Consider the following 23,930-nt stretch of genomic DNA (forward strand, 5'->3'; position numbering starts at 1 on the left):
TACAAACATTGTATCAATTCTCTGCGACATAGTTGGTCCAGGTAGGGGGATTGGTAATGCCGGACTCGTTAATAAAATCCGTGACAGTCCCGGCAATTGCCGTCCCGATATACTGTCCCAGAGGAGTGGCCAATACAACCATCAAAAGGGCGATTATTGCCACAATAATGATAATTCCATATTCCTCAAGAAACGCTTTCATAGCAATCTCTTCTCCTTTCTTCCGTATTTCGTCTCAGACGTATCATCACCTCCAAAAGCAGTTCTTTTTCACACAATCTGGTGCGCGTCCCATTTTCCAAGGCCAGGGGGATTACCTGAATAAAAGCAGGACATTTCCCAATTCATGAGCATACAGAAATGCTCTCTTCCACAAACAGCACGTATGGTAAGAACCATAAGTAGTCTTGATAAAAATTGCTGATGTTATTTTACTCATTGTTAAATAGGGTTTTTATTGGAAAATAAATGATTTTAGAATTGTTTAAGAAATACTAAATCTCAGATAGCATGTTGTGAAAGCAGCTTAAACTGCAATGCCATGAACACTTGAATGAAACAAGAACCTTATATTTAGTCATTGACAAACCCTGGCAGGCGCCCTACTATTAGCTTACAGTGGGAAACTTATGAGGTTTGCCGTTGACTATGGATTAATTATAATAGTCTGCAGACTATTTGTCAACAATTATTTAACCATTTTATATATCTTATTAGAAAGGAGTCTATTATGAGCCTGTATGAAAGAGTGAAGTCACTCTGCAGAGAATATGAAATCACAATTGCCGGGTTGGAGCGCACCTGCGGATTCGGAAATGGTACCATAAAAAAATGGGAGCACACTACTCCCTCCGGAGACAGACTTGCCAGAGTGGCCGATCACTTCCACGTGACTGTGGACTTCCTTCTCGGCAGAGAACCTATCCCATCCCAGGAAAAGGACACTGAACTTCTGGAAATTGCCAGAGAGCTGAAAGAGAACCCGGATATGAAGCAGCTTCTCGAAATCGCACGCCATTCCTCTCCGGCTCATCTGAAAGCCTACGTATCCTTTTTGAAAGAACTTCAAAAAAAGGAATAATTTCCCCTTTCTATTATTGACATATGTCGATAATAGTTTTATAATAAATGACATAAGTCAGAAACAAAGGAGATGAACTTTATGCCGCGCCCGCCCAAATGCAGACGTATCTGCGATCTGCCCGGTATCAAGAGCTTTGGTCCGTGGGAATCGGACCTCCCTCTTCCCGTTTCCGGGAAGGTAGAGATGACACTTGATGAATATGAAAGTATCCGGCTGATCGATCTGCTGGGCTACACCCAGGAGGATTGTTCCCGTCAGATGAATGTGGCCAGGACAACCGTCCAGGCAATCTATAACAGCGCCAGGGAAAAACTGGCAGATGCCCTCATAAATGGAAAGCAGCTGCTGATTCAGGGCGGCTCATACGCCCTGTGTTCCCTCTCCAGAGAATGCTGCGGAAAGGCGAAAGGCACCTGCTGCTGTCATCAAAGTTCATGTGCCAAAAAATCAAAAACAGGAGGAAATCAAGATGAAACTTGCAGTAACTTACGATAACGGAGAGGTATTCCAGCATTTTGGTCATACCGAGTATTTTAAAATTTATACCATAGAAGACGGAAGTATCACTTCTGAAGAAGTCCTGTCCACCAACGGGCAGGGACATGGGGCTTTGGCTGGGTTTTTACAGGAGCATGAGGTAAACGCCCTCATTTGCGGAGGGATCGGGGGCGGTGCAAGGACTGCTCTTGCTGCTGCCGGCATTGAACTGTATCCAGGGGCCTCGGGCAATGCTGACGCTCAGGTAACAGCATTTCTGTCAGGACAGCTTCAGTACAACCCTGATACCCAATGTGCAGATCACGAACATCACCATCATGGGGGAGACTGTCACGGAGACTGCAGCGGTCACTGCTAAGTGCTGCTTTTAGAAAGACAAAAATAAAAAGGAGGGGCATCCTCCTTTTTATTTGTCTTCTCCTGTCAGATTCAAAATATCCCGTATTTCCTCCTCTGTCATTTCAAGGTAAAATGACAATTCCTCAATGCTGAATTTTGTATCCTCATCCTCAGTCAGCTCTTTCATGGCAGCTTCCAGACGCTCTACCTTGTTTACCATCATCTCATCTCTTCTTTTCTGCTCAGACTGTTCTTCGTTTAATTCCAGAATGCCCCTGCGGATCTCTTCTTTGATAAATGCATCCGCGTCCGCCTCTGTGTCCAGCCGTTCCACAGCCAGCAGGAGATTTACATTGCCCTCAGCCACAGCATCTCCAAGAAAAATATCCGGACCTGCTATTTTTTCAGCTATCTCTGCCACTGTTTCAAGATACAGCTCTGCAAGTCTTCCTTTTGCCAGCGCATCACCCATTATTACTTCCCGGATGAGACGGGCTCTCTCTCCTTCTTCTTCCTTTCGGATCAGAGATAACTCATTTCTGTATTTTTTTAAATAGGCCTCTTCATCCGGTGACAGCTTTTTCTTCTTTCCTTCTGCTAAAGCTTCGTCACCCCTGCACCCGGTGACTGTGATGCCCCTGGCAAGCAGGTATTCCTTTATCATCGCAAGCTGTTCTCCTGACAGACTATCCTCCCGGAAATATTCCTCTATTCTTTCCTGGGACATGCGGTCCCCTGCATCCTTTGCCTCTTCCATCAGCTTCTCCAGCCTTTTTTGAAATTGCAGCTTATCTTCCATAATAACCTCCAAACTTTGCTCTCCCGGCGTATGCCGTTCCCTATACCATACCATAAAGGCAGAGTCTCCACAAGCAGAGTCTCCCTAAATGTTTCATTGCCAACTATTGACTTTTTTACAGTGAGATTATAATATAGTCTCATAACTATTATGAAATTGAGGTGTACTCTTATGCCGGATATATCCCCGGACGATCTCCTGAAAATGACATCTACCATACATAGAAAAACCCAGATGTATCTGAACGAGGAGACTAAGACACTGGGAGTAACCAGCGGTCAGACTCCCTTTATCATGATTATCTGTGAAAACGGGAAAATGGTTCAGAACCAGTTCTGCGAGATTCTAGATATGGATAAAAGCACTGTAGCCAAAATGATGGCCAAGCTGGAAGCCAACGGTTATATTACCCGTTCCCCCAATCCTAAGGACAATCGCTCCATTGACATTTGTCCCACCTCCAAATCTCAGGAACTCTATCCTCTGCTGAAGAAAATCGGAGAAGACTGGTCTCTGAAATTAACAAAAAACCTTTCCGTTCCAGAGAAAACTGTTTTCATTGAAATGCTTAAAAAAGTCACAGACAATGCAGTTAATATGTAAGAACTGAATAATAAATCCAGGGAGTTTTTCCCTGGATTATTTCTATCTTCTGGCCAGTTCTCTGGTAATTTCCTCCCAGGTTACATCCTTTTCCGCCATAAGAACCATAACATGATAGAGAAAATCTGAGATTTCATACTTAATTTCTTCCTTATCCGGATTTTTGGCGGCAATCACAATCTCAGTGCATTCCTCCCCTACCTTTTTGAGAATTTTGTCGATTCCCTTATCAAAAAGATAATTGGTATAGGATCCCTCTTTTGGATGTACTTTTCTGTCCAGTATCACATCATAGACATCCTGAAAAACCTTCAGCGGATTGGTATCCTCATACTCCTTTTTCACCAGTTCCTGAAAAAAACAGGTCCTGCTTCCCGTATGACAGGCCGCCCCTACCTGGGAAACTTTTGCAAGAATGGTATCCCTGTCGCAGTCCAGTGTCAAAGATTTTACATACTGAAAATGTCCGGAGGTCAGACCCTTCATCCACAGCTCATTTCTGCTTCTGCTCCAATAGGTCATTCTTCCAGTTTCCAGAGTGGTCTCAAAAGATTCCTGATTCATATAGGCAAGCATCAGAACCTCACTGGTTTTGTAATCCTGGACAATTACCGGCACCATCCCATCACTATTCTTCTTAAAATCTTTCCACGCAATCCGGCTCTCCCATGTATTTACCGGGATACCCGCCTTGCGGCAAAACTTTTTCAGCTTCATCCGATCAGTCTTGGGATCACTGACATAAGCGCCCGTGACTGCTGTGACACCTGTCTGCTGTAAAACCTCAAGAACCGCCTCTCTTTCTTTGGGAAGAACTGTCACGAGAAGCGCCCCCTCCCAGTCTTCCCTGAAAGACTGCCAGTCGTTGGTAAGAGACAGAATCATGTCCGCATAGCACTTCAGCGGCTCCAGGTTCCTTTTTACCTGCTCCGGCTCTGACACTGCTGCCGCTATCTTATCTTTCCCGAACCGCTTAGACACCTCTTCCAGCAATTCTATATTTCCCGGTTTCGAAAAATTCAACACAGCTCTTTTGCATCCTGCATAGAGAAGCTTTTTCACATCTTCCATACGCCTGATATGGCCGGCGCCAATGACAGGTACCTCTGCATTCTCTGCGATCTCCCGAATCTTTCCAATGGCAGCGTCATGCTCTTCATCTGTTTCTGACAAATCAAAGACCAAAACTTCATCTGCTCCCTGATTCCCGTATAATCTGCCCAGCTCCACTGGATCCGGCACAACAAAAGCTTTTGTGGCCTCCTCACCCAGTCCGCATACGGCCTGTCCGTGTTTCAGGTAAATACAGGGTATTAATAATTTATTTCTCATACTAATTTTATCTCCCATTTCTGTACTTTAATGTACGGCAGTCTTCACGAAAGAGTCCCCTTTGTTGACAGAACGTCTGTTATTCTCCCATCAAAAGATACTGCCGCATCCAAGGCCTTTGCGAATGCCTTAAACAGGGCTTCTGCCATATGATGGTTATTCCCTCCTGTAAGAATCTTCATATGAAGGTTCATTCCCGCACTGTAAGAGATGGCATAGAAGAATTCACGAATCATCTCCGTCTCCATATCTCCCACCTTATCCCTTGTAAATTCCCCTTCAAAAGAGAAGTAGGGCCGTCCGCATAAATCTATAGCGCACAGTACCAGTGTCTCATCCATAGGAAGTATCATGCTTCCGTATCTGCGGATTCCCTTTTTATCCCCCACAGCCTGGGCAATAGCAGTGCCCAGCACGATTCCCGTATCCTCTATGGTATGGTGATCGTCTACCTCCAGATCCCCGTTTACCTTTAGGGTAAGGTTGAACAGCCCATGACGGGTAAACCCTTCCATCATATGATTAAAAAATCCCACACCGGTATCAATAGAACTGCTTCCGCTGCCGTCCAGCTCCAGAGTCAGCTGAATCTGTGTTTCCTTGGTATCTCTGGTCACGGTTGCCTTTCTGCTCATAGCGTTCTCCTTTCCTTCTATCTGTCCTCATCAAAACGCACCCGGATAGAATTGGCATGAGCCGTGAGCTGTTCTGACTCGGCAAACTGTATAATATCTTTATGAATAGGCGCAAGAGCTTCCCTGGAATAATAAATCACACTAGATTTTTTCACAAAATCATCCACCCCCAAGGGCGAGAAAAATTTTGCGGTTCCATTGGTGGGAAGGATGTGATTGGGACCTGCAAAATAGTCACCCAGAGGTTCGCTGCTGTATTCTCCCAGGAAAATTGCCCCCGCATTTTTTATTTTAGTCATCACATAGAATGGATCTCTGGTAACAATCTCCAGATGCTCGGAGGCAATGGCGTTGGCAGTCTCAATTGCCTCCTTTAGGTCTTTTGCAATAAGGATATATCCAAAATTATCCAGAGATTTTTCAATGATTTCTCTTCTGGAAAGTACCCGCAGGAAATTATCGATCTCATGATTTACTCTTTCTGCCAAATCCTCGCTGGTAGTAACCAGAATAGCGGATGCCAGTTCATCGTGTTCCGCCTGCGACAAAAGATCCGCCGCCACATATCTGGGATTGGCGGTTTCGTCAGCAAGTACCAGGATCTCACTGGGGCCAGCAATTGAGTCAATGCTCACATGTCCATACACTGCTCTTTTTGCCAGGGCCACATAAATATTGCCTGGACCTACAATCTTATCTACCCTGGGAATGCTGGCCGTTCCGTAAGCCAATGCCCCGATGGCCTGTGCGCCTCCAGCTTTATAAACCTCATCTGCACCCGCCTCATTTGCGGCCACCAGCACCGCCGGATTTACCTTTCCTTGGCTGTTGGCCGGTGTGGTCATAATAATTCTCTCAACCCCGGCGACTTTGGCCGGCACTATATTCATCAGCACAGAAGAAGGATACACAGCTTTGCCGCCCGGCACATATACACCGACCTTCCCCATGGGAGTGACTTTTTGTCCCAGCATGGTGCCTTCCCCGCTGGTGTCAAACCAGCTGTTACGCTTTTGCTTCTCATGATACTTCTGAATATTGACAAGGGCCTTGCGAATCACCTCTGTAAGAGCAGGATCTGTCTCTTCATATGCCCGTGCAATTTCTTCCTCAGTCACCTGAATATTGGATGCATCTGCCGGAAACTTGTCAAATTGCCGGGTGTATTCAAAAACTGCCTCATCTCCTCTTTCCCTCACCTGGTTGAGGATCTCTGTTACCCGCGCCTCATAAGCACCGTAGTTGGCGGGGCTTCTTTGAAGCATCGTTTCCAGTATATCTGAAATAGCCTCTTTCGTTAATTTTACTGTCCTCATGTTATCTCCTCACTACAGCACAGACTTTAGATCTGTAATTATTTTACTGATTCTGTCATTTTCCATCTTCATACTGACCTGGTTTACTACCATTCGCGCAGAGAGGGGGCATACCTCTTCCAAAACCTCCAGCCCGTTCTCTCTCAGGGTAGAACCGGTCTCAACAATATCCACAATCACTTCTGACAATCCCACAATAGGAGCCAGCTCAATAGAACCGTTCAGTTTTATAATTTCCACTGTCTGATGCTTCTTGTTATAAAAATAATCTTTGGCAATATTGGGATATTTGGTAGCTACCCGGATCAGCTGGCTGTGATGTAAAAGCTCCCTGGCTGACTGGGGCCCGCATACGCACATCCGGCATTTGCCGAATCCCAGATCCAGGACTTCGTAGAGCTTTCTTCCCTCTTCCAGTATCGTATCTTTCCCCACAATGCCGATATCTGCCGCCCCATACTCTACATAAGTAGGTACATCCGGACCTTTGGACAGAAAAAACTTTAATTTTAATTCTTCATTAACAAAAATAAGCTTTCTGGAGTCCTTGTCCTTCATCTCTTCACAGGTGATTCCTATTTTTTCAAATAACTCCAGGGTTGTCTTGGCAAGACGCCCCTTACCTAGGGCAAAGGTCAAATATCTCATTATACTTTCCTCTCTTCTCATAATCCTCTTTGGTTCGGCCCGGATCTCTTTGCAGAAGTTCTGCCTCCCCTCCTTTTTTTCTCCAGGAGGCAGCCATGGCAATTGCCTCTTTCTGCTGCTCTTTAGTATATAAAATCAGAATCCTTTTGGTCTGCACAGGTATCTGTATTCCCTGACGGGATAGTGCGTTCATAAGATTTTCCATGACAATGGTAAATCCAATGGCAGCTGCCGGCTTTCCGAAATGCCCAAGCAGGTGATTGTACCTTCCCCCTTTGATTATGGCATCCCCCGTCCCATATGTATATGCCTGAAAGATAATCCCTGTATAATACTGATATTTGCTCAGCATGGATAAGTCAAAGGATATATACTTCTCGCATCCGTAACAGGCGAGGACCTCGTAAATCTCTTCCAGCCGTTCCAGCGCTTTCACTGCCTGTGTATTCCTTGTAAGCGTCTTAGCTTCTGTGAGCATTTCCACTCCCCCGTAAAGCTTAGGAAGCATAAGAAATGCCTTTTCAAGTTCAGAATTCAGGTTCAGATTAGAGATCAGTTCCTCCACTCCAAAATAATTTTTATTGGAAATCTGCTGGCGCAGCTGTTCTTCCATCTCCTCATCCATACCTGCATCTTCTAACAGAGATTTAAAAAAATCCACCTGACCGATGCTGATCTGAAATTCCCTCAGTCCCGCGGTTAAAAGCAGCTCAACCATAAGCGCCAGAATCTCCCCGTCACTCTGTGCAGAACCATCGCCCACAAACTCCACCCCCATTTGGGTAGACTCTTTTAACCGGCCCTGATAGCTGGAGTTATTGATAAAAGTATTCCCCTTATAGCACAGACGGAGGGGAAATTCTTCCGGCGTGAAGTACATAGATACCGCCCGGGCAATGGACGGCGTAAAGTCCGGACGCAGGACCAGGGTATTTCCCTCCCGGTCAAAAAATTTATACAAATCTTTGGAGGGTATAGTTCCCACCTCACGGCTGAAAACATCAAAGTATTCAAAGGTCGGTGTTTCTATGTCCTGATACCCATAGCTTCTGAGCACTGTATGTAAACGTTCTTCCAGAACCAGCTTTTGTTCGCATTCCCCATTATATACATCTCTTACCCCTTCCGGCGTATGAAACATTCTCTCCATATTATTCTCCTTTGCTTTATCGCGTTAAACTGCTAATTCAATACCATATTAGCAAATAAAATTATAAAGAAACTTTATCCGTTTGTCAATCCTGTATTTTAACCGTCCTGCCATTACTCTCTGGACAGAAGATCTTTTTGCAGCCCTTCCAGAAACGGCACCAAAAAGCCGTGCCCGCTGGTAAAAAAATATTCCGGATTGAGCTCTTCCAGGGTAAAATGCTTACGCCCCCCACTTTGTCCCCGCTCCCAGAATCTCAGCATGTCTTCATAGCGTAGATAGTAAAATTCGTTTCTCCTGGTAAAAAAAAGAATAAGGAAGGCAATGCCTCCCTGTCCCTCAAACTCACCCATAAAATCCACCTGATGCTGGTGGATATTCTGCAGAGGAAATTGATTGGAATGGCATTCCTTTGCATCAAAGCATACCGGAATGCCCTGCACTGCACCAATATAATCCACTGTACTTTTCTTCTCAAAATAGGCCAGTGTAATATGGCGGCTTTCCTTATCAATTTTCACAGGAGTGATAGGCGTGGGGATTTTCTGGATCACTGCCAGCTTCTTTTCCCGGTATTGTTCACAGGTCCGGTTAATAAACTCTTCCAGGGTGGAACCCCGAAGCCCTCTGGAATTCCAAGTACTCATAGCAATCTGCTCCTGTATCTATTTAATCCGTTTAATCGAGGGGAAATAGCGGATTACCGCTTTCCCAAGTATCTTATCTTTCTTTACATAGGTGTTTGTCCAGAATCTGGAGTCCTTGGAATAATTCCTGTTATCCCCCAGCATAAAATAAGATCCTTCCGGAACCTCATAAGGCCCGTAGCTTCCGGCCGGAGTCTCCGGCGTAAAGCTGTCGTCCAGCGGGGTATCTGAGTCATTGATATACACCTTTCCGTCTATGATCGTAACCGTTTCCCCCGGAAGTCCGATAATCCTCTTGATAAAAAGCTGGCTTTCATTGTCCGGATATTTAAAAATCACTACGTCATAGCGCTCCGGATCCTCAAAAAGATATGCCAGACGGTTGCCAAAGATCCTGTCACCTGTCATGATTGTCTTCTCCATGGACTCTGAGGGTATCTTTGCATTAATCAGCAAAAAATTATTGATAACAAAGACAACCGCTACCACGAAGATAATCATTTTAATATATTCCCATAATTCCCTGCCGATGGATGGCCCCGTATTTTTTTTACTCATTCATGTATACTCTCCTCTATGTGTTCTCCCTCCAGAACTTTTTTCATATCTGAAGGTATTGGCGCCGTCAGCACCTTGTGGGATAGATAGTTCAGTTCTCCCTTCATCTCAGGCATTGTAAGCCGATATGCGTGAAGCAGCTGGGACTTCACACCGTAGCTGTCACGGAACAGCTGGTTGCTCTTTTTGCTGCCGTACTTTCCATCGCCAATGACAGGATGTCCGATACTGGCCAGATGACTTCGTATCTGATGGGAACGGCCCGTGATCAAATGTATGTTCAAAAGAGTTACCCTCTGATTGCCGGCTAAGGGACGGTACTCTGTTTCTATAGGAACACTTCCCTCAAACGGCTCATTTTCTACTACTACTTTATTACATTTCTCATCTTTATGCAAATATCCTTTCAGATATGCCCCGGAGGGAACCACGCCCTCCACCAAAGCCAGATATTCCTTTCTGAGGGAACGCAGCTTAAAGGCCTCATTCATCTCCTGAAGGCCTGCCAGGGTTTTTCCCGCGATTACAATACCGCTGGTATTTCGATCAAGACGGTTGCATATTCCGGGATGAAAGCATCTGAAATCTTCCTCTTTCATCTGTCCGCTCTCCAGCAGATAACCGGTCAGGTACTCCACCAGTGAGACATCGCTGCCTGCTGCTTTCTGGGATAACATTCCTGAGGGCTTATTGACTGCAGCTATATGTTTATCCTCATACAGGATGGATAGTTTCCCATGGCTCCTTTCCACTTTTACCTGTGAAAACTTGTCTATGGTCTCATCTGAGAGAAAGAGGCGTACGATATCCTGCTCCTTCAGCTTTTCGCTTCCGGTGGCCTTCTTTCCATTCAGTGTTATATTCTTTTTTCTAAGCATTTTGTAGAGAAAACTTTTAGGCGCCTCGTTGAGGTATTTGGACAGATATTTATCAAATCGCTGTCCGGCCTGGTTTTCCCCTATCACGATCTCTTTCATGGGTGCACCTACAGGGAAATTGCATAGATAGTATGCAGAATCAGTTCGTTTCTGGTAAGCTCCGGATAATTTTCATCGGGAGTAAACCGGATGTCCTTCTCAATACTCTCTCTGTGCTCATTGAGACTGTCCAACCGTTCCAGATAACCTTTCAGTTCCCGGAACACTTTCACGGATACGGAAAAGCCATTTTGTTTCAGGATTTTCTGTATATGCTTTTCCGCAAAAGGTCCGTCGGTCTTATCCCTGCTGCTGTAAGCCGCCACGGTATTCCCGCAGACCACAACAGCATCCAGAAAGCTTTGTTTCTCGTAGGCAGTCACCACCAGCTCATACCCGCATGTAAGCTCTCCTTTATGTGCCTCAATGGCCTCATACTCTTCTTTTTTCATAGGTTTCTGCATGTACATCATAATACTGCTCACCGCCATTTTACAGGCAGGCAGGCATCCCAGGACTGCAATGACTGTAAAAATCGTATTCCTGCTGCCTTTGAGAACCAGCCCTGTAAAAAAAACTAACAGAGGGGCGGCAAATAATGCCAGGGTAATCCAGGTTCTTTTTATTTTCTGGGCACGGATATAGCCGTAGCTGCCTTTGGTTGCTTTCATGTAAATATTGTCCTTCTTTCTCTTATAGTATCAGATTCATAACAGCAAGCAGCACCCGGTGAGGAATGATCCTGCACAGCACATACACAGCATTCATGGGTACACCATAGACAGACAATTCCTTTCCGCCCGCCGCGTCCAGGATTGCCTTGTGTACTACCTGATCCGCCTTTGCCATACATGCCTTCTTCGCAAAGGAAATGCTTCCCCCTGCTTTCTGGAAAAACTCAGTGTCCACAGGACCCGGACACACAGTTGTCACTGTAATCCCTTCCTGTTTTACCTCTCTTCGGAGTGCGCGGGAGAGACTGAGCACATAAGACTTTGTAGCCGCATAGACTGCCAGTCCCGGCTGAGGTACAAAGGCTGCCGCCGAAGCTATCTGTATCACATGACTTCGCTTTCCGCAGTAAGGAAGGCACAAAGTTGTCATCTTTGTAAGTGCGGTACAGTTCAGGGTAATCATGCCCTGAATGGTATTCGTGGTACATTCGCTTACCTTGCCAATTTTACCAAATCCTGCGGCATTTACCAAGACCTTAACGTGAGGTTTTTCTGTTTTTAACAATTTCTGTATGGTAAAAAAGCTGCTGTCTTTTCTGAGATCCAGAGGAAGAATCCGAAGCTTTGCATCTATCCGCTTCTGAAGCTGTTTCAGATTCTCTTCTCTTCTGGCAATGACCCATATCTCATCCAGCCATGGATAGCAGTAAGAGAGCTGGCGGACAAATTCCTTTCCGATCCCTGAAGAAGCACCTGTTACAATTGCTATTTGCATATTCATCTTCCCTTCTTTTTGTGGACATTACGAATGGTTTTCTTTCTGCTTTTCTTCTGCATACCAGGTGAGACCTGTTCTCCTTTTCGGGGCTTTATAAGACATTTGGGACCAAATCCAATGAGATCTTTGCGTCCGGCCAGTTCCAAAGCCTTTCTCACCAGTTCATAATTCTTTGGATCCCTGTATTGAATCAGAGCCCTCTGCATCTCCTTCTCCTGGGGATCCCGGGGAACATAAATCTTCTTCATCGTCCTGGGATCCAGTCCTGTGTAATACATACAGGTAGAGAGCGTTGCCGGTGTGGGATAAAAGTCCTGTACCTGCTCAGGCATAAAGCCCATGTCCCTTACATACTCTGCCAGCTTAACCGCATCCTTCATGGTACAGCCGGGATGCGAAGACATAAAGTAAGGGACCGCATACTGCTTTTTCCCTGCTTTGTGGTTTGCCGCCTGAAATTGCTTCAGAAAGGTGAGATATACCTCATGCCCTGGTTTTCCCATGGCATCCAGCACAGGCTTGGACACATGTTCCGGAGCTACCCTGAGCTGTCCGCTTACATGGTACATGGCCAATTCCTCCAGAAAGCGGGGATCCTTGTCCGCCGTCACATAGTCAAAACGAATTCCGGATCGTATAAAAACCTTTTTTATTCCCGGCAGCTCTCTGAGTTTTCGCAGCAGCTGAAGGTAATCTTCATGGTCCGCCTTCAAATTGCCGCAGGGCTTTGGAAACAGACACTGGCGGTTGGTGCATACCCCTTTGCTTAACTGCTTTTTGCAGGATGGTTGCCGGAAGTCTGCAGTGGGTCCTCCCACGTCGTGAATATATCCTTTGAACTCCGGATCCTCCCGGCAATTTTCTGCCTCTCTGAGAATAGACTCATGGCTTCTCACCTGAACCTGCCTTCCCTGATGGAACGTAAGTGCACAGAAGCTGCAGCCCCCGAAGCATCCCCGGTTGCTGGTCAGACTGAACTTAATCTCCTCTATGGCAGGTATCTTACCCATTTTTTCATACAAGGGATGATAGGTTCTCATATACGGCAAATCATAAATATCATCCATCTCCTGCATGGTGAGGGGAGCCGCCGGGGGATTCTGTACGATACATCCCTTGGTGCCATAGCTCTCTATCAGAGTTTTCCCGGTAACTGCATCTGTATTCTCATACTGCAGAGCTACACTTCTGGCATAGGCCTCCTTGCTGCTGCAGATTTCCTGGTAATCCGGCAGACGGACTCCCTGATAGATATGCTCAGTCTCTTTTGTCCGGTATACGGTTCCCGGGATAAATGTAATCTCCTCCACAGGAATTCCTGCAGCCAGCGCTTCCGCAATGGCCAAAATAGAGTGTTCTCCCATCCCATAGGAAATCAAATCTCCGCCGCTGTCCATAAGCACGGAAGCCCTCACCTGGTCAGACCAGTAATCGTAGTGGGCCATTCTCCGGAGGGAGGCTTCCATCCCCCCAAGAATGATGGGCGTTTTTTTATACGTCTGGCGTATAAGATTACTATAGACCACCGCCGCCCGGTCCGGACGCAGGCCGGATAAGCCACCGGGAGAATACGCATCTGTATGCCGTCTTTTTTTTCCTACTGTATAGTGATTCACCATGGAATCCATATTTCCCGCAGATACAAGAAATCCCAGCCGTGGTTCACCGAATTCCCGCACGCTTTCTTTCCGCTTCCAGTCCGGCTGGGGAAGCATGCAGACAGAATATCCCCTGGATTCCAGGAGTCGGCTGATGATAGCCGGGCCGAAGGATGGATGATCCACGTAGGCATCTCCAATCACATAGACGAAATCCGGCTGTTCTATGCCTCTTTCCAGCATTTCCTGTTTTGTAATGGGCAAAAAATTCATCCTGTTGTCCTCTTGTCTCTCCTTATACTTCTTCGTATGTCCCGTTAATCACATCATAATATGATGTGATATAATAGTCAGCCAGCCGCCGCTTCTCTTCTTCCTGATCCCTGCTGAAAGCATCCTCCACCGCGCAGGTACTCATACCTGCATTCTTTCCGGCAAGTATGCCCATAGGAATATCTTCAAAGACCATACATTCTTCCGGCTCAACCTGCAGATCCTCCGCCACCTTCAGATAGATATCAGGGGCAGGCTTCCCGTGAGGGACATCACAGCATGTACGAATCTTATGAAAGCATCCGTCAATGCCGTGGGTTTGGAGCACTGCCTCTACCAGTTCTATGCTGTTGCTGGAACAGATTCCTGTCTTTATCCCTTTTTCTTTCAGTACCTTTAAAAACTCAGGAACCCCCGCCTTCAGAGGAACCTCCCAGAGATACTTGTCTCTGGCCATTGAAAGCCAAATTTCTTTAATTTCGCCGATACTCTCCGGTATATCAAAGGTCTCTTTAAAATACACCGCCGTCTCCGTAAAGCTCATGCCTTCTATGTCCCTCTGGAGACCGGGCGGAAGTTCTTTCCCCAGCCTTCCCAGATACAAGACATCTATCTCCTTCCACATCCACATGGAATCCACTAACGTTCCGTCTAAATCAAATAATACTGCTTTTTTTCCCTGTAGCATCTTCCCGCAGCCTCTCCAGTTCTTCCTTTGTCAGCGGACGGTATGCCCCCAGGGGCAGTGTTCCGTCCAGATACAGGCTTCCCATAGAAAGCCTTTTTAAGTATACCACATGTTTCCCCACTGCTTCAAACATCCTTTTTATCTGATGGAACCGCCCCTCCCGGATGGTAACCCTTACTTCACATCCATCCCCATTCTGTTCTATTTCCAGCCTGGCCGGAAGCGTGAGCTTTTCATCCCCGATATCCAGTCCATTTTGGAAGGCCTCGGCGTCCTTGTGTTCAGCCGGGAGATCCAGACGGGCCAGGTAAGTTTTATCCACATGTTTTCTGGGAGAAAGCAGTCTGTGAGCCAGATCACCGTCATTAGTGATAAGAAGAAGTCCCTCCGTATCTTTGTCCAGTCTTCCCACAGGAAATAAATCCTTCCTGCTTTTTACGGTAATTAGATCCAGAACCGTTTTTTCCTGCCGATCCTCTGTGGCAGACACATAACCGGCCGGTTTATGAAGCATATAATATTCAAAGTCTGTGTATCCAATCCTGCTGCCCTCTGCCTCCACCACATCTATTCCCGGATCCACCTTAAATTCAGGACGCAGAATCTTTGTGCCGTTTACACTTACCCTGCCCTTGCCAATCATCTGTTTGACCTGACTGCGGGTTCCTGTCCCCATATCAGCCAGATATTTATCTAAACGAAGCATCTTACTGCCATCTCCATCCCGGATAATATTTGTTCTTCAAAATTCCCCCGGACAATTTTCCCCATCCCAGAGGAAATCCATCCACACAAACCATCTGCCAGCCCTTTTTACGGGGGGCGTACAGGTCGCTGACCTCAATGGTCTCCCCCTTCAGATATCGAAGGGTTCTTTCGTCTGCGGAGGGCAAATTTATGGTGGAATCATACTCTTCCCTCTTAAGAGCCATAGCCAGAGCCTGCCCAGGTTCGAACCTGTTTTTCTTCCGCTCCCCCAGATAAAGTCCTGTGCGGAGATACCTGAGTCTCCCGGGCATACTGCTCCCTCCAGGCAGATAGTATACTTTATCCTGCACCATATAAAACCTGTCCTGCTCAAACGGACGGCTGATCCCCTGAAGAAACTCCCGCACCTCCCCGGGTATGTCTTTTCCTGCACTCTGCCCGCAGGCCGCTGTGGTTGGTTTGTAATTTTCTCCAGCCTTTTTTAACAGTGCCATAAAATGGCCTTCCCCATTCATTTTGTGGGGGAAGATCCTGACACAGGAGGAAAGCCCCACCCCCGGGGAAAACCCTTCATAAAGCGCTATCTCTTCCAGAGACAGATCCGGGGCCTTTTCCAGAAGAAATTGAATCACCTCTTCGTTTTCTTCTCTGGAAAAGGTACAGGTAGAATAGAGAAGCATACCTCCCGGCTTCAGCATAGCGGCAGCCGCCAGCACAAGCTCCTTTTGCACAGAGCTGTATTCTGAGGGACCTTTTTCTTCCCACTCTTTGGCCATCTCCGGCCTCCGGTGGAACATCCCCTCCCCGGAGCACGGGGCATCCACTAATATTTTATCAAAAAAACAGGGCAGCTGCTGCTTCAGCTTTACCGGATCTTCACAGGTGACATAACAATTCTCAAGCCCCATAAGCTCCAGGTTTTTCAGCAGCGCCTTTGCCCTTGAGCTGCTGATGTCATTAGCCACCAGCATACCGCTCCCCTTCAGTCTGGCACCCAGCTCTGTAGCCTTGCCCCCCGGAGCCGCGCAGAGATCCAGCACAATATCCCCCTCCTCCACCGGAAGACGGCTGGCCGGGGTCATAGCACTGGGCTCCTGCAGATAATAAAGTCCTGCATAATAATATGGATGGCGGGAGGGCTTTTCTTCCTCTTTATAATAGTATCCGTTAGGAATCCAGGGAACTTTTTCCACAGAAAACGGGCTTATCTTCTCCCATTCCTCCTCAGACACCTTCTTCTGATTTATTCTCAGTCCCAGCCGTACGGGTTTATCATAGGTTTCCAGATAACTTTCATATTCTTCCCGGAGTAAATTTCTCATACTCTCCGTATACTTCATTGGTAATTCCATGCTTAATATCCTTCCAAATCATCTTCCAGTGTAACTGCCTGTGCCCGGTACCCCTCGGATATAATGTCCAGCTGCTTGTGAAAACGCTCCAGCTGCTCAATATCCTTAGCCGAATAAATGCGGTAGAACTCATCCTGTATCTTCGCCACTTCCCTTTTATTGGAATACCGGTAAAGATTCTCAATATTGTTCAGGATATCAGCCACCAGGTTTGCCTGCATTTGGGAGGAGTTCTGTGCGTCCATAACCTCGCTCCTCACAGATGACATTTCCCGATCAAGGGCAATGATAGCATCCGCAGCCTTGCTGAGGCGCTGGGTGAGATGTTCCGGCATATTTCCTTTATATTTATACTGGAGAGAATGTTCAATGGTTGCCCAAAAGTTCATCGCCAGAGTACGAATCTGAAACTCCACTTGAATTTGTTTTGTCCCCTGAAAGGTTTCCACGTTATAGTAAACAATCATATGATAGCTGCGGTATCCGCTCTCTTTCATATGAGTAATGTAATCTTTTTCATACTTCACAGACATATCGCTGCGGCTTCTGATAATCTCAACCACTTTTTCTATATCTTCGTAAAACTGGCAGATAATCCGCATTCCTGCGATATCCTCGACCTGCACTTCCATATTTCCCCAGGTAATATTCTTCCTCTGCATCTTTTCTAATATACTGTTAATGCTTTTTACCCGGCCGGTCACCTGCTCAATGGGGCAGTAGATATCCAGCTGCCGGTGTTCTTTGATCAAATGATTAAACTTGACAGTCAGCTCTTTCACTGCCAGCTCATAAGGATTCAGAATTTCTCTCCACAATTGTATTTCCATAGTTCTTTAAATCTCCTTACCTTTCCGTCACAGAAGAATCATTCCCCTATGGGCGGTAACGTCACACGGCCCACTTATGCTATTATAGCATAAAAATCATTTCTGTGCTTTTTAATATAGATACCTGCGCCTGTTTTTCTCAAGATATTTCAGGACTATGTAGGGATCAACCGGGTATTCTGCCTGGTTTCCCTTCTCAATATAAATGCCCAGATGAAGATGGGGAGGGAATTTTCCTGTGGTCCCCTCCTCACCGTATCCGGTATCCCCCATGAAGCCCAGCAGTTCACCGCCCTTCACGGATTCGCCCTCCTGGAAATCTCTGGCATAGCCGTACAAATGAGCATAATAAAAGTAGCCGCCCGAAGGACTTCTCACTCCGATCCGGTAACCGCCCAAAGGAAGCCATCCTACCTTTTCTACTATCCCGTCTGTTATACTGAGTACCGGATAATATCCAGGCTTCTCATTTGAGCCGAATATGTCACAGCCCTCGTGCTTTCTGGTCCCCCCATAGTTTCTCTCCTCCAGCCAGGTATCCTCATACGAGAATTCTTCCCCAAGGATATCCGACGGAAGAGGAAAATACTTGAGATCCTTCCAGAAAGTACCATAATCCTTCATTTCCTCCCGGTTTATCCCCTCTTCTCTCATAAACGCAAGGGGAATCCCCATCTTTTTCAATTCTGCGTCAGCAGCTTTGTTTCCCAAAAAAGCACTTCCTGCAATGTCGAAAAACAGTACAATTACTAAAAGAAAGAAGGTTTTACGCAATTTGCATCCCTCCACCTCTCAGTCTATGCGTCAGGGCAGAAAAAAAGACCAAAAAAGTATCTTCTTTTTCAGTCTTTTTTCTCTGTTTATCTGATGCGTTCCAAAACGCTGCACAGATATTCCCATACCCTCTTTGTGGAGGAGATGCTCAGGTGTTCCTCTGTTGTATGAATGTCAAAGATATCAGGGCCGAAGGAAATACAGTCCAGTGCGGGTATCTTTTCAAAGAAGAGTCCGCACTCGAGTCCGGCGTGTACTGCCTTGACCTGAGGCTCCTTTTGGAATAAGTCCTTATAAACCTGAACCATCAGCTCCCTGAGGGGAGAATCCTGACGGTACTCCCAGGCCGGGTACTCTCCCTCTGCATCATAATCTCCGCCTAAAAATTCAGTCAGATACTGAATACGTTCCGCGATTGCTGTCTTCCCGGACTTTACGGAACTTCTCACGCTGGAGGAAGCACGAAGTTCATTTGGTGTTAGTTCCAGAATCCCCAGATTTGTGGAGCTCTCTACAAGTCCCGGAATTGTGCCGCTCATTTTCAGGATACCGTTGGGAATATGCATCAGATAAAAAATCACCTTTTCCAGACTGCCGGGATGAAGCGCAGGCTCTGTTCCCATCCCCTGCCTCTCAACCGTCACGGTGATCCCTTCATCCGTCCCTGCATATTCCTTTTGCAGTGCCTCCTGAAATCCGGCGGCAGCCTCAAACAGACGCTCTTCCTCCTCTTTCGGAAGCATCAAAAGAGCGCTCGCCTCTCTGGGAATGGCGTTGTCCTTCAGTCCGCCCTTCAGCTCTGAAAGCAGATATCCCACATGCTCCCGCAGTTCAAAAAGGAATCGGCCCATAAGGATAACGGCATTGGCTCTGATCTTATCAATTTCTGCCCCTGAGTGTCCGCCGCAGAGGCCGTGGATCTTAACCCTATATCTGTGATCTGCTGCTTCTATATATCTTACAGGAATTCTGCTCACTGCCGTAAGCCCCCCGGCACATCCCACCCAGAGACAGGATTCCTCCTCTGAGTCCAGATTCAGCAGAAGCTTCCCCTTCAGAGGGGATGCATCCAGAGACCCTGCTCCAAGAAGGCCAATCTCTTCATCAACCGTCACCACTACCTCCAGGGGCGGGTGAGGCAGCTTGTCATCATCCAGAACTGCCAGGGCATAGGCTACTGCGATGCCATCGTCAGCGCCAAGTGTGGTATCCTTTGCAGAGATAAAATCTCCCTCTGCCTGAAGCTCCAGACCGTCTTTTGTAAAGTCATGCTGAGATCCCGGCTTTTTCTCACAAACCATATCCATATGTCCCTGGAGAATCACCACGGGAGCATTTTCGTATCCAGGCGTTCCCTCCTGAAAGATAATCACATTATTATTCACATCCTGAATATATCGAAGCCCGCGGGCTTTTGCAAAGCCCACAAGGTAATCACTGATTTCTTTTGTATTCCCGGAACCGTGGGGTATCCCTGCCAGTTCTTCAAAAAACCGGAATACCTTCACTGGTTCTATGCCTTCTAATTTTGCCATAAAAGCACCTCCTGATTTTGTCTTTCTACATTGTGTCACAGGCAAATAAAAATAGCAAGCCCCCGCCGTGAGATTTCTCAAGTTTAAACCTATTTTCCCGTCTCTTCTCATATACTATGAGAAAGACAATTTCCTGCTGGAGACAAAAATGAAAAAACGCTGGTATCTTCTTCCTCTCCTTTTACTTTTGTTCTTTCTCCTGTTTTGTCCGGAAATAGCATTTGCAGCTTCAAAAAGGGGACTTCTCCTCTGGTTTCAGAGCCTTCTCCCCTCGCTTCTGCCTTTTATGATTCTGTCCAACATTCTGATTAAAACGAATGTCCTGGAAAAATGGATTGCTCTGCCGAAAAAACTGTGGAATATCCTGTTCGGTCTCTCCCCCAACGGAGCTTACGCTCTCCTTCTGGGGGTGTTCTGCGGTTATCCCATGGGAGCAAAGGTTACGGCAGATCTGTACGGCAGCGGAAAGATCAGCCGGGAAGAAGCCTGCTATCTTCTAACCTTCTCAAATCACCCGGGGCCCATGTTTGTATCCTCTTTTCTTCTTCTGGAAACCCTCCACAAGGAGGAGTACATAGGGATCAGCTTTCTGATCCTGTATACCGGCAGCTTTATCACTTCTCTGCTCTTCCGGTCAGGATACAAAAAAAAAGAAAGCCACCTGACAAAACACAAAAAAGAGGTATCCCGGCGTCCTCCTCTCGGAGTCATCATAGATACCTCTATTATGAATGGGTTTGAAGGAATTACAAAGCTTGGAGGATATATTATCCTCTTCTCTGTATGCAGCGGAATGATACAGACCTTCACCTTTTTACCGGCGCCCCTTCGATATGCCCTGCTGGGGATCACAGAAATCTCCACCGGTACCGCCGCCATCGCTCAGACCGCCTGTCCTTTTTTTCTCAAATACGCAATTATCATGGCTCTTACCTCCTTCGGAGGCCTATGTATTATGGCCCAGACAAAATCCATGATCAATGAGACATCTCTGCCTCTGATGCCTTATGTGAAAGGAAAGCTGTGCAGTCTTGCAATCACCTTCCTATTAGCGCTATTAATCGTCCAAATCGTCTAAATCATCCAGATCATCAAGACCTTCTACTTCCATATCGTCATCCAAATCTGCTGACGAAACAGAGGTGGAAGCCTGCGCTACCTGGGGAGCAAGCTCATTGCGGTTTTTATTCACAACCTCGTAACAGTTCTGAAGAGACTGTACGAAAGAATTATATTTTACAGCCACATCTTCCAGTGCACCGCTCATAATCTGTCCCAGATTTGCCAGCATATCATCGGTGTAGGAGATTGCGCTTAAACGGATGCTGTTGGCATCACTGGTTGCAGAATCCAGAATCTCCTGGGCCTGACGGTTCGCATTGTTGATGGTCTCATTCGCCTGGGCATAGGCCTGCTGCATAACCTCAGACTGGCTTACCATCTCCTGGGTCTGAGCTTTTGCCTCTGCAATCAGTCCTTCTGCCTTCGCCTGGGCATCTGCCAGAATAGCATCTTTGTTGCTGATAATCTTCTGATATCTCTTAATCTCGTCCGGTGTCTTCAGACGAAGTTCTCTTAAAAGGTCTTCCAGTTCTTCTTTATTTACCACAATCTTAGTTGTAGATAACGGCTGAAATTTACAGGTTTCTACGTATTCTTCGATCTCTTCAATGATTTGTTCAATTCTGCTGCTCATTTTTTACACTCCTTATTGTACATTAATTATTTTATCCCTTGAAACTTTTCTTTTACTTTTTCAACTGCATAGGGGGGTAAAAATTCGGAGATATCAGCGCCAAAACTCGCCGCTTCCTTAACGGTAGAGGAACTCAGATATGCATATTCCAGACTGGTGGTAAGGAACATAGTATCAATATCCTTGTCCAGAATCCTGTTTGTCTGTGCCAGCTGCAGCTCGTACTCAAAATCTGTAATAGCCCGCAGGCCTCTTACGATCACTTTCGCATTGCACTCCTTCGCAAAGTTCACAGACAACCCGCTAAAGGACTTAATCTTCAAATTTGGTATATCCTCCGTCACCTTCTTAAGTATATTAACACGTTCTTCTGCAGAAAACAACGGACTTTTTGCAGAATTATTCAAAACGCCGACAATTACCTCGTCGAAAAGCCTGGTTGCGCGGTGTATAATATCCAGATGACCAAATGTTACCGGATCAAAACTTCCCGGATAAATTGCTATTGCCATTTAATTTTTCTCCTTGTACCTTTTTATAAAGACGTGGGTATTCGTTTTATATTTCTTTTGCTTGACTATGGTATATCCCATTTCTTCCAGATATGAAAAATCTGTAGAAAGAGATGCTTCTATTATAAATAACGTATTCTCTGAGACAAAAGATTTGTCCTTGCATACTGACAGCACTTCTTTTTCCAACTCCATATCATAGGGCGGATCCATAAAAATGCAGTCAAAAGCCTCTTCCTGTTCCAGCTGACCCAGCCCTGTAACTACATCGGTATGCATTACCCTGCTCCTGTCCTTTACCCTTGTAAAAGCAAGGTTCTCCTCTATGCAGGCGTAAGCCTTACGATTTTTCTCAATAAACACACAAAAAGCAGCCCCTCTGCTCAAGGCCTCAATGCCGATAGCCCCGCTGCCTGCAAACAGATCCAGAAATCTGCAGTCTGGAATTTCAGGCTGCAGAACATTAAACAAAGTTTCCTTTGTCCTGTCTGTAGTAGGCCGGGTATCCATACCGGGCACTGTCTTAAGCGGAAGGCTTCTCGCTGTTCCTGCTATGACTCTCATATTGTATTTTCCTGTCTTTCTTTCGTCAAAGCGAATTTATACTTGTGTCCGCCAGTCCAAATCACCTCTGGCCAGTCCCAGAATCAGAGATTCTGCCGTTGCTATGTTAGAAGCTACGGGTATGTTGTACTGGTCACAGCATCTGGTAATCTGATATACATCCGGCTCCTTGGGATCGATCATGGAAGGATTGTAAAAGAATATCACCATGTCGATATCTCCCCGCTCTATCATCTCAGTAAACTGCTTGTCGCCTCCCATACTTCCCGGAAGGAACTTATGGACATGCAGATTCGTCACTTCTTCGATTCTTCTTCCTGTTGTTCCCGTAGCGAATATCTCATGCTTTGCCAGTATATTCTTATAGGCGATGCAAAAATCTTCAATTAACGCTTTTTTGCTGTTGTGAGCAATTATTCCTACATTCATATTGTTATCATTCCCTTGATTTTCTACGTTTTCTCAATCATTATAACAAATAACTAAATAAATCGCAAACTTTTTTCTGAATTTATGCGAAATTAATAAATCTCTCAAATTTTGCTAATTCTAGCAAGAACTTCTAGTGTAAAAATAAACATTTTTCACATACTATCCTTGTAACAAAAAACAAAAAAAGATTTCAAGGAGGCAATTTATTATGGCAAATCGTTCTTCTAATACCGCAGCAGTACCAGAAGCAAAAGGAGCTTTAGACCGTTTCAAATTCGAAGTAGCTAACGAATTAGGAGTACCTCTTACAGATGGTTACAACGGTAACTTAACATCCAAACAGAATGGTTCTGTTGGTGGATATATGGTTAAAAAAATGATCGAAGCTCAGGAAAGACAGATGTCCGGCACAGGCATGTCTGGTTCAGGCATGAGCGGAACACAGTTCTAAAACTCATCAAACAAAAAGGGTAATTATTTACCAAAAGAAAAGAGAGGCTTTCCCGTGGGACAGTCTCTCTTTTTCCTTTTTCGTTTCTGATTACAGATCAATACTGCCTGTAACCTCCTGGTTGATTACATAATAAACAGTATGTTCTTCTGGTTTTACATATAATTTCAGATCCGTAAGGTCTTTTTCCTTCTTGCCCAACTCTTTAGTCCAGATATCTTTTACTCTTGCTGTCAGATCCTTTGTCAGAATCTCCTTGCCCCCAAACTGCAGATATATGCTTTCCTCAACCGCCGGTGCTTTTTTCTCAGCCGGTTTCTTCGCTGCCGGTTTTGCAGCAGGCTTCCTGGCCGCCGGTTTTTTAGCCTCTGTCTTTTTGGCGGCTGGTTTTTTTGTTTCCACCGGTGCTTTTTCCTCTGCAGCTGTCTTTGCCCCTGTAGCTGCTGCGGTCGTTTTCACTTCTGGTTTAGCTGCTGGTGCCGCTGCTTTTGTGATAGTTGATTGTTTCGTTGGCATAATAATTCCTCCTCACCATCTTT

Annotated in this window: 30 protein-coding genes; 6 read left to right on the forward strand and 24 right to left on the reverse strand. The window is 45.9% G+C overall.

Annotated features, from left to right (window positions below; all coding sequences use genetic code 11):
* Positions 1–13: 13 nt before the first annotated feature.
* Positions 14–202, reverse strand: a complete 189-nt coding sequence (locus tag GKG41_RS10625; protein ID WP_154258459.1) for a hypothetical protein — start codon at positions 200–202, stop codon at positions 14–16.
* Positions 203–730: 528 nt separating this feature from the next.
* On the opposite strand from GKG41_RS10625, the gene GKG41_RS10630 reads away from it, so the two are divergent.
* From GKG41_RS10630 to GKG41_RS10640, 3 genes are all read left to right on the forward strand, one after another.
* Positions 731–1,081, forward strand: coding sequence for a helix-turn-helix domain-containing protein (locus GKG41_RS10630; RefSeq protein ID WP_154258461.1), 351 nt, complete (start codon positions 731–733; stop codon positions 1,079–1,081).
* An 81-nt stretch (positions 1,082–1,162) separates the two neighbouring features.
* Positions 1,163–1,579, forward strand: a complete 417-nt coding sequence (locus tag GKG41_RS10635) for a DUF134 domain-containing protein (RefSeq protein WP_154258463.1) — start codon at positions 1,163–1,165, stop codon at positions 1,577–1,579.
* Positions 1,554–1,940 (forward strand): NifB/NifX family molybdenum-iron cluster-binding protein, encoded by a 387-nt coding sequence (locus GKG41_RS10640; protein WP_154258465.1) that lies wholly within the window; start codon positions 1,554–1,556, stop codon positions 1,938–1,940. The genes GKG41_RS10635 and GKG41_RS10640 overlap by 26 nt, the downstream gene beginning before the upstream one ends.
* Before the next feature lie 48 nt (positions 1,941–1,988).
* Here GKG41_RS10640 and GKG41_RS10645 read toward each other — a convergent pair whose 3' ends face one another.
* Complete coding sequence (locus tag GKG41_RS10645; protein WP_154258467.1) at positions 1,989–2,720, reverse strand: hypothetical protein; 732 nt, start codon at positions 2,718–2,720, stop codon at positions 1,989–1,991.
* Between the two features lie 171 nt (positions 2,721–2,891).
* Between GKG41_RS10645 and GKG41_RS10650 the strand changes: the two genes are divergently transcribed.
* Positions 2,892–3,323 carry a MarR family winged helix-turn-helix transcriptional regulator gene (locus GKG41_RS10650; protein ID WP_173015590.1) on the forward strand — a complete coding sequence of 144 codons (432 nt, stop codon included), beginning with the start codon at positions 2,892–2,894 and terminating at the stop codon, positions 3,321–3,323.
* Between the two features lie 42 nt (positions 3,324–3,365).
* On the opposite strand, the gene hisIE is transcribed toward GKG41_RS10650, so the two are convergent.
* From hisIE to GKG41_RS10735, 17 genes are all read right to left on the reverse strand, one after another.
* The gene (gene hisIE, locus GKG41_RS10655; protein ID WP_154258471.1) at positions 3,366–4,655 is read right to left on the reverse strand and encodes a bifunctional phosphoribosyl-AMP cyclohydrolase/phosphoribosyl-ATP diphosphatase HisIE; all 1,290 of its coding nucleotides are present in this window, start codon (positions 4,653–4,655) and stop codon (positions 3,366–3,368) included.
* 44 nt (positions 4,656–4,699) lie between these two features.
* Positions 4,700–5,290: an imidazoleglycerol-phosphate dehydratase HisB gene (gene hisB / locus GKG41_RS10660; RefSeq protein WP_154258473.1), complete on the reverse strand. Its 591-nt coding sequence runs from the start codon at positions 5,288–5,290 to the stop codon at positions 4,700–4,702.
* Between the two features lie 17 nt (positions 5,291–5,307).
* Positions 5,308–6,606, reverse strand: a complete 1,299-nt coding sequence (hisD, locus tag GKG41_RS10665; protein ID WP_154258475.1) for a histidinol dehydrogenase — start codon at positions 6,604–6,606, stop codon at positions 5,308–5,310.
* Positions 6,607–6,618: 12 nt separating this feature from the next.
* Entirely contained in the window at positions 6,619–7,254 is a 636-nt protein-coding gene (gene hisG / locus GKG41_RS10670; RefSeq protein WP_154258477.1) for an ATP phosphoribosyltransferase, read from the reverse strand.
* On the reverse strand, positions 7,226–8,404 hold the full coding sequence (hisZ, locus tag GKG41_RS10675) for an ATP phosphoribosyltransferase regulatory subunit (protein WP_154258479.1): 1,179 nt from the start codon (positions 8,402–8,404) through the stop codon (positions 7,226–7,228). Before hisZ ends, hisG begins: the two co-directional genes overlap by 29 nt.
* A gap of 113 nt (positions 8,405–8,517) precedes the next feature.
* The gene (locus tag GKG41_RS10680) at positions 8,518–9,051 is read right to left on the reverse strand and encodes a Holliday junction resolvase RecU (RefSeq protein WP_154258481.1); all 534 of its coding nucleotides are present in this window, start codon (positions 9,049–9,051) and stop codon (positions 8,518–8,520) included.
* Positions 9,052–9,069: 18 nt separating this feature from the next.
* Positions 9,070–9,609 carry a signal peptidase I gene (lepB, locus tag GKG41_RS10685; protein ID WP_154258483.1) on the reverse strand — a complete coding sequence of 180 codons (540 nt, stop codon included), beginning with the start codon at positions 9,607–9,609 and terminating at the stop codon, positions 9,070–9,072.
* Positions 9,606–10,586 (reverse strand): RluA family pseudouridine synthase, encoded by a 981-nt coding sequence (locus GKG41_RS10690; RefSeq protein WP_154258485.1) that lies wholly within the window; start codon positions 10,584–10,586, stop codon positions 9,606–9,608. The genes lepB and GKG41_RS10690 overlap by 4 nt, the downstream gene beginning before the upstream one ends.
* Before the next feature lie 8 nt (positions 10,587–10,594).
* Entirely contained in the window at positions 10,595–11,197 is a 603-nt protein-coding gene (locus tag GKG41_RS10695; protein ID WP_154258486.1) for a hypothetical protein, read from the reverse strand.
* Between the two features lie 22 nt (positions 11,198–11,219).
* A complete protein-coding gene (locus GKG41_RS10700) occupies positions 11,220–11,975 on the reverse strand; it encodes an SDR family NAD(P)-dependent oxidoreductase (protein WP_154258488.1) in 756 nt (251 codons plus the stop codon).
* Positions 11,976–11,977: 2 nt separating this feature from the next.
* On the reverse strand, positions 11,978–13,849 hold the full coding sequence (locus GKG41_RS10705) for a YgiQ family radical SAM protein (protein WP_154258490.1): 1,872 nt from the start codon (positions 13,847–13,849) through the stop codon (positions 11,978–11,980).
* A 22-nt stretch (positions 13,850–13,871) separates the two neighbouring features.
* A complete protein-coding gene (locus GKG41_RS10710) occupies positions 13,872–14,537 on the reverse strand; it encodes an HAD family phosphatase (RefSeq protein WP_154258492.1) in 666 nt (221 codons plus the stop codon).
* The gene (locus tag GKG41_RS10715; RefSeq protein WP_154258494.1) at positions 14,506–15,243 is read right to left on the reverse strand and encodes a pseudouridine synthase; all 738 of its coding nucleotides are present in this window, start codon (positions 15,241–15,243) and stop codon (positions 14,506–14,508) included. Before GKG41_RS10715 ends, GKG41_RS10710 begins: the two co-directional genes overlap by 32 nt.
* A 1-nt stretch (position 15,244) precedes the next feature.
* On the reverse strand, positions 15,245–16,597 hold the full coding sequence (locus GKG41_RS10720; protein ID WP_154258496.1) for an RsmB/NOP family class I SAM-dependent RNA methyltransferase: 1,353 nt from the start codon (positions 16,595–16,597) through the stop codon (positions 15,245–15,247).
* Between the two features lie 2 nt (positions 16,598–16,599).
* A complete protein-coding gene (locus GKG41_RS10725; RefSeq protein ID WP_154258498.1) occupies positions 16,600–17,427 on the reverse strand; it encodes a GTP pyrophosphokinase family protein in 828 nt (275 codons plus the stop codon).
* Between the two features lie 111 nt (positions 17,428–17,538).
* On the reverse strand, positions 17,539–18,138 hold the full coding sequence (locus GKG41_RS10730) for a M23 family metallopeptidase (protein WP_226903541.1): 600 nt from the start codon (positions 18,136–18,138) through the stop codon (positions 17,539–17,541).
* A gap of 149 nt (positions 18,139–18,287) precedes the next feature.
* A complete protein-coding gene (locus GKG41_RS10735; protein ID WP_154258500.1) occupies positions 18,288–19,736 on the reverse strand; it encodes an aminoacyl-histidine dipeptidase in 1,449 nt (482 codons plus the stop codon).
* A gap of 148 nt (positions 19,737–19,884) precedes the next feature.
* Between GKG41_RS10735 and GKG41_RS10740 the strand changes: the two genes are divergently transcribed.
* On the forward strand, positions 19,885–20,814 hold the full coding sequence (locus tag GKG41_RS10740) for a sporulation protein (RefSeq protein ID WP_154258502.1): 930 nt from the start codon (positions 19,885–19,887) through the stop codon (positions 20,812–20,814).
* On the opposite strand, the gene GKG41_RS10745 is transcribed toward GKG41_RS10740, so the two are convergent.
* Genes GKG41_RS10745 through GKG41_RS10760 form a run of 4 tightly spaced genes read right to left on the reverse strand, consistent with a single transcriptional unit; the run spans position 20,794 to position 22,937 of the window.
* Positions 20,794–21,432, reverse strand: a complete 639-nt coding sequence (locus tag GKG41_RS10745; protein ID WP_154258504.1) for an ATPase — start codon at positions 21,430–21,432, stop codon at positions 20,794–20,796. The genes GKG41_RS10740 and GKG41_RS10745 overlap by 21 nt on opposite strands.
* 26 nt (positions 21,433–21,458) lie before the next feature.
* Entirely contained in the window at positions 21,459–21,944 is a 486-nt protein-coding gene (gene coaD / locus GKG41_RS10750) for a pantetheine-phosphate adenylyltransferase (RefSeq protein WP_072850940.1), read from the reverse strand.
* Positions 21,945–22,508: a 16S rRNA (guanine(966)-N(2))-methyltransferase RsmD gene (gene rsmD / locus GKG41_RS10755; protein WP_154258506.1), complete on the reverse strand. Its 564-nt coding sequence runs from the start codon at positions 22,506–22,508 to the stop codon at positions 21,945–21,947. It lies immediately after the preceding gene.
* A gap of 36 nt (positions 22,509–22,544) precedes the next feature.
* A complete protein-coding gene (locus GKG41_RS10760) occupies positions 22,545–22,937 on the reverse strand; it encodes a methylglyoxal synthase (protein WP_072850936.1) in 393 nt (130 codons plus the stop codon).
* 211 nt (positions 22,938–23,148) lie between these two features.
* On the opposite strand from GKG41_RS10760, the gene GKG41_RS10765 reads away from it, so the two are divergent.
* Entirely contained in the window at positions 23,149–23,391 is a 243-nt protein-coding gene (locus GKG41_RS10765; protein ID WP_154258508.1) for an alpha/beta-type small acid-soluble spore protein, read from the forward strand.
* Positions 23,392–23,481: 90 nt separating this feature from the next.
* Here GKG41_RS10765 and GKG41_RS10770 read toward each other — a convergent pair whose 3' ends face one another.
* Positions 23,482–23,907 carry a DUF6465 family protein gene (locus tag GKG41_RS10770; protein WP_154258510.1) on the reverse strand — a complete coding sequence of 142 codons (426 nt, stop codon included), beginning with the start codon at positions 23,905–23,907 and terminating at the stop codon, positions 23,482–23,484.
* Positions 23,908–23,930: the final 23 nt, after the last annotated feature.

This window comes from Lactonifactor sp. BIOML-A5 (genome assembly GCF_009677585.1).
Taxonomy (GTDB): Bacteria; Bacillota; Clostridia; order Lachnospirales; family Lachnospiraceae; genus Lactonifactor.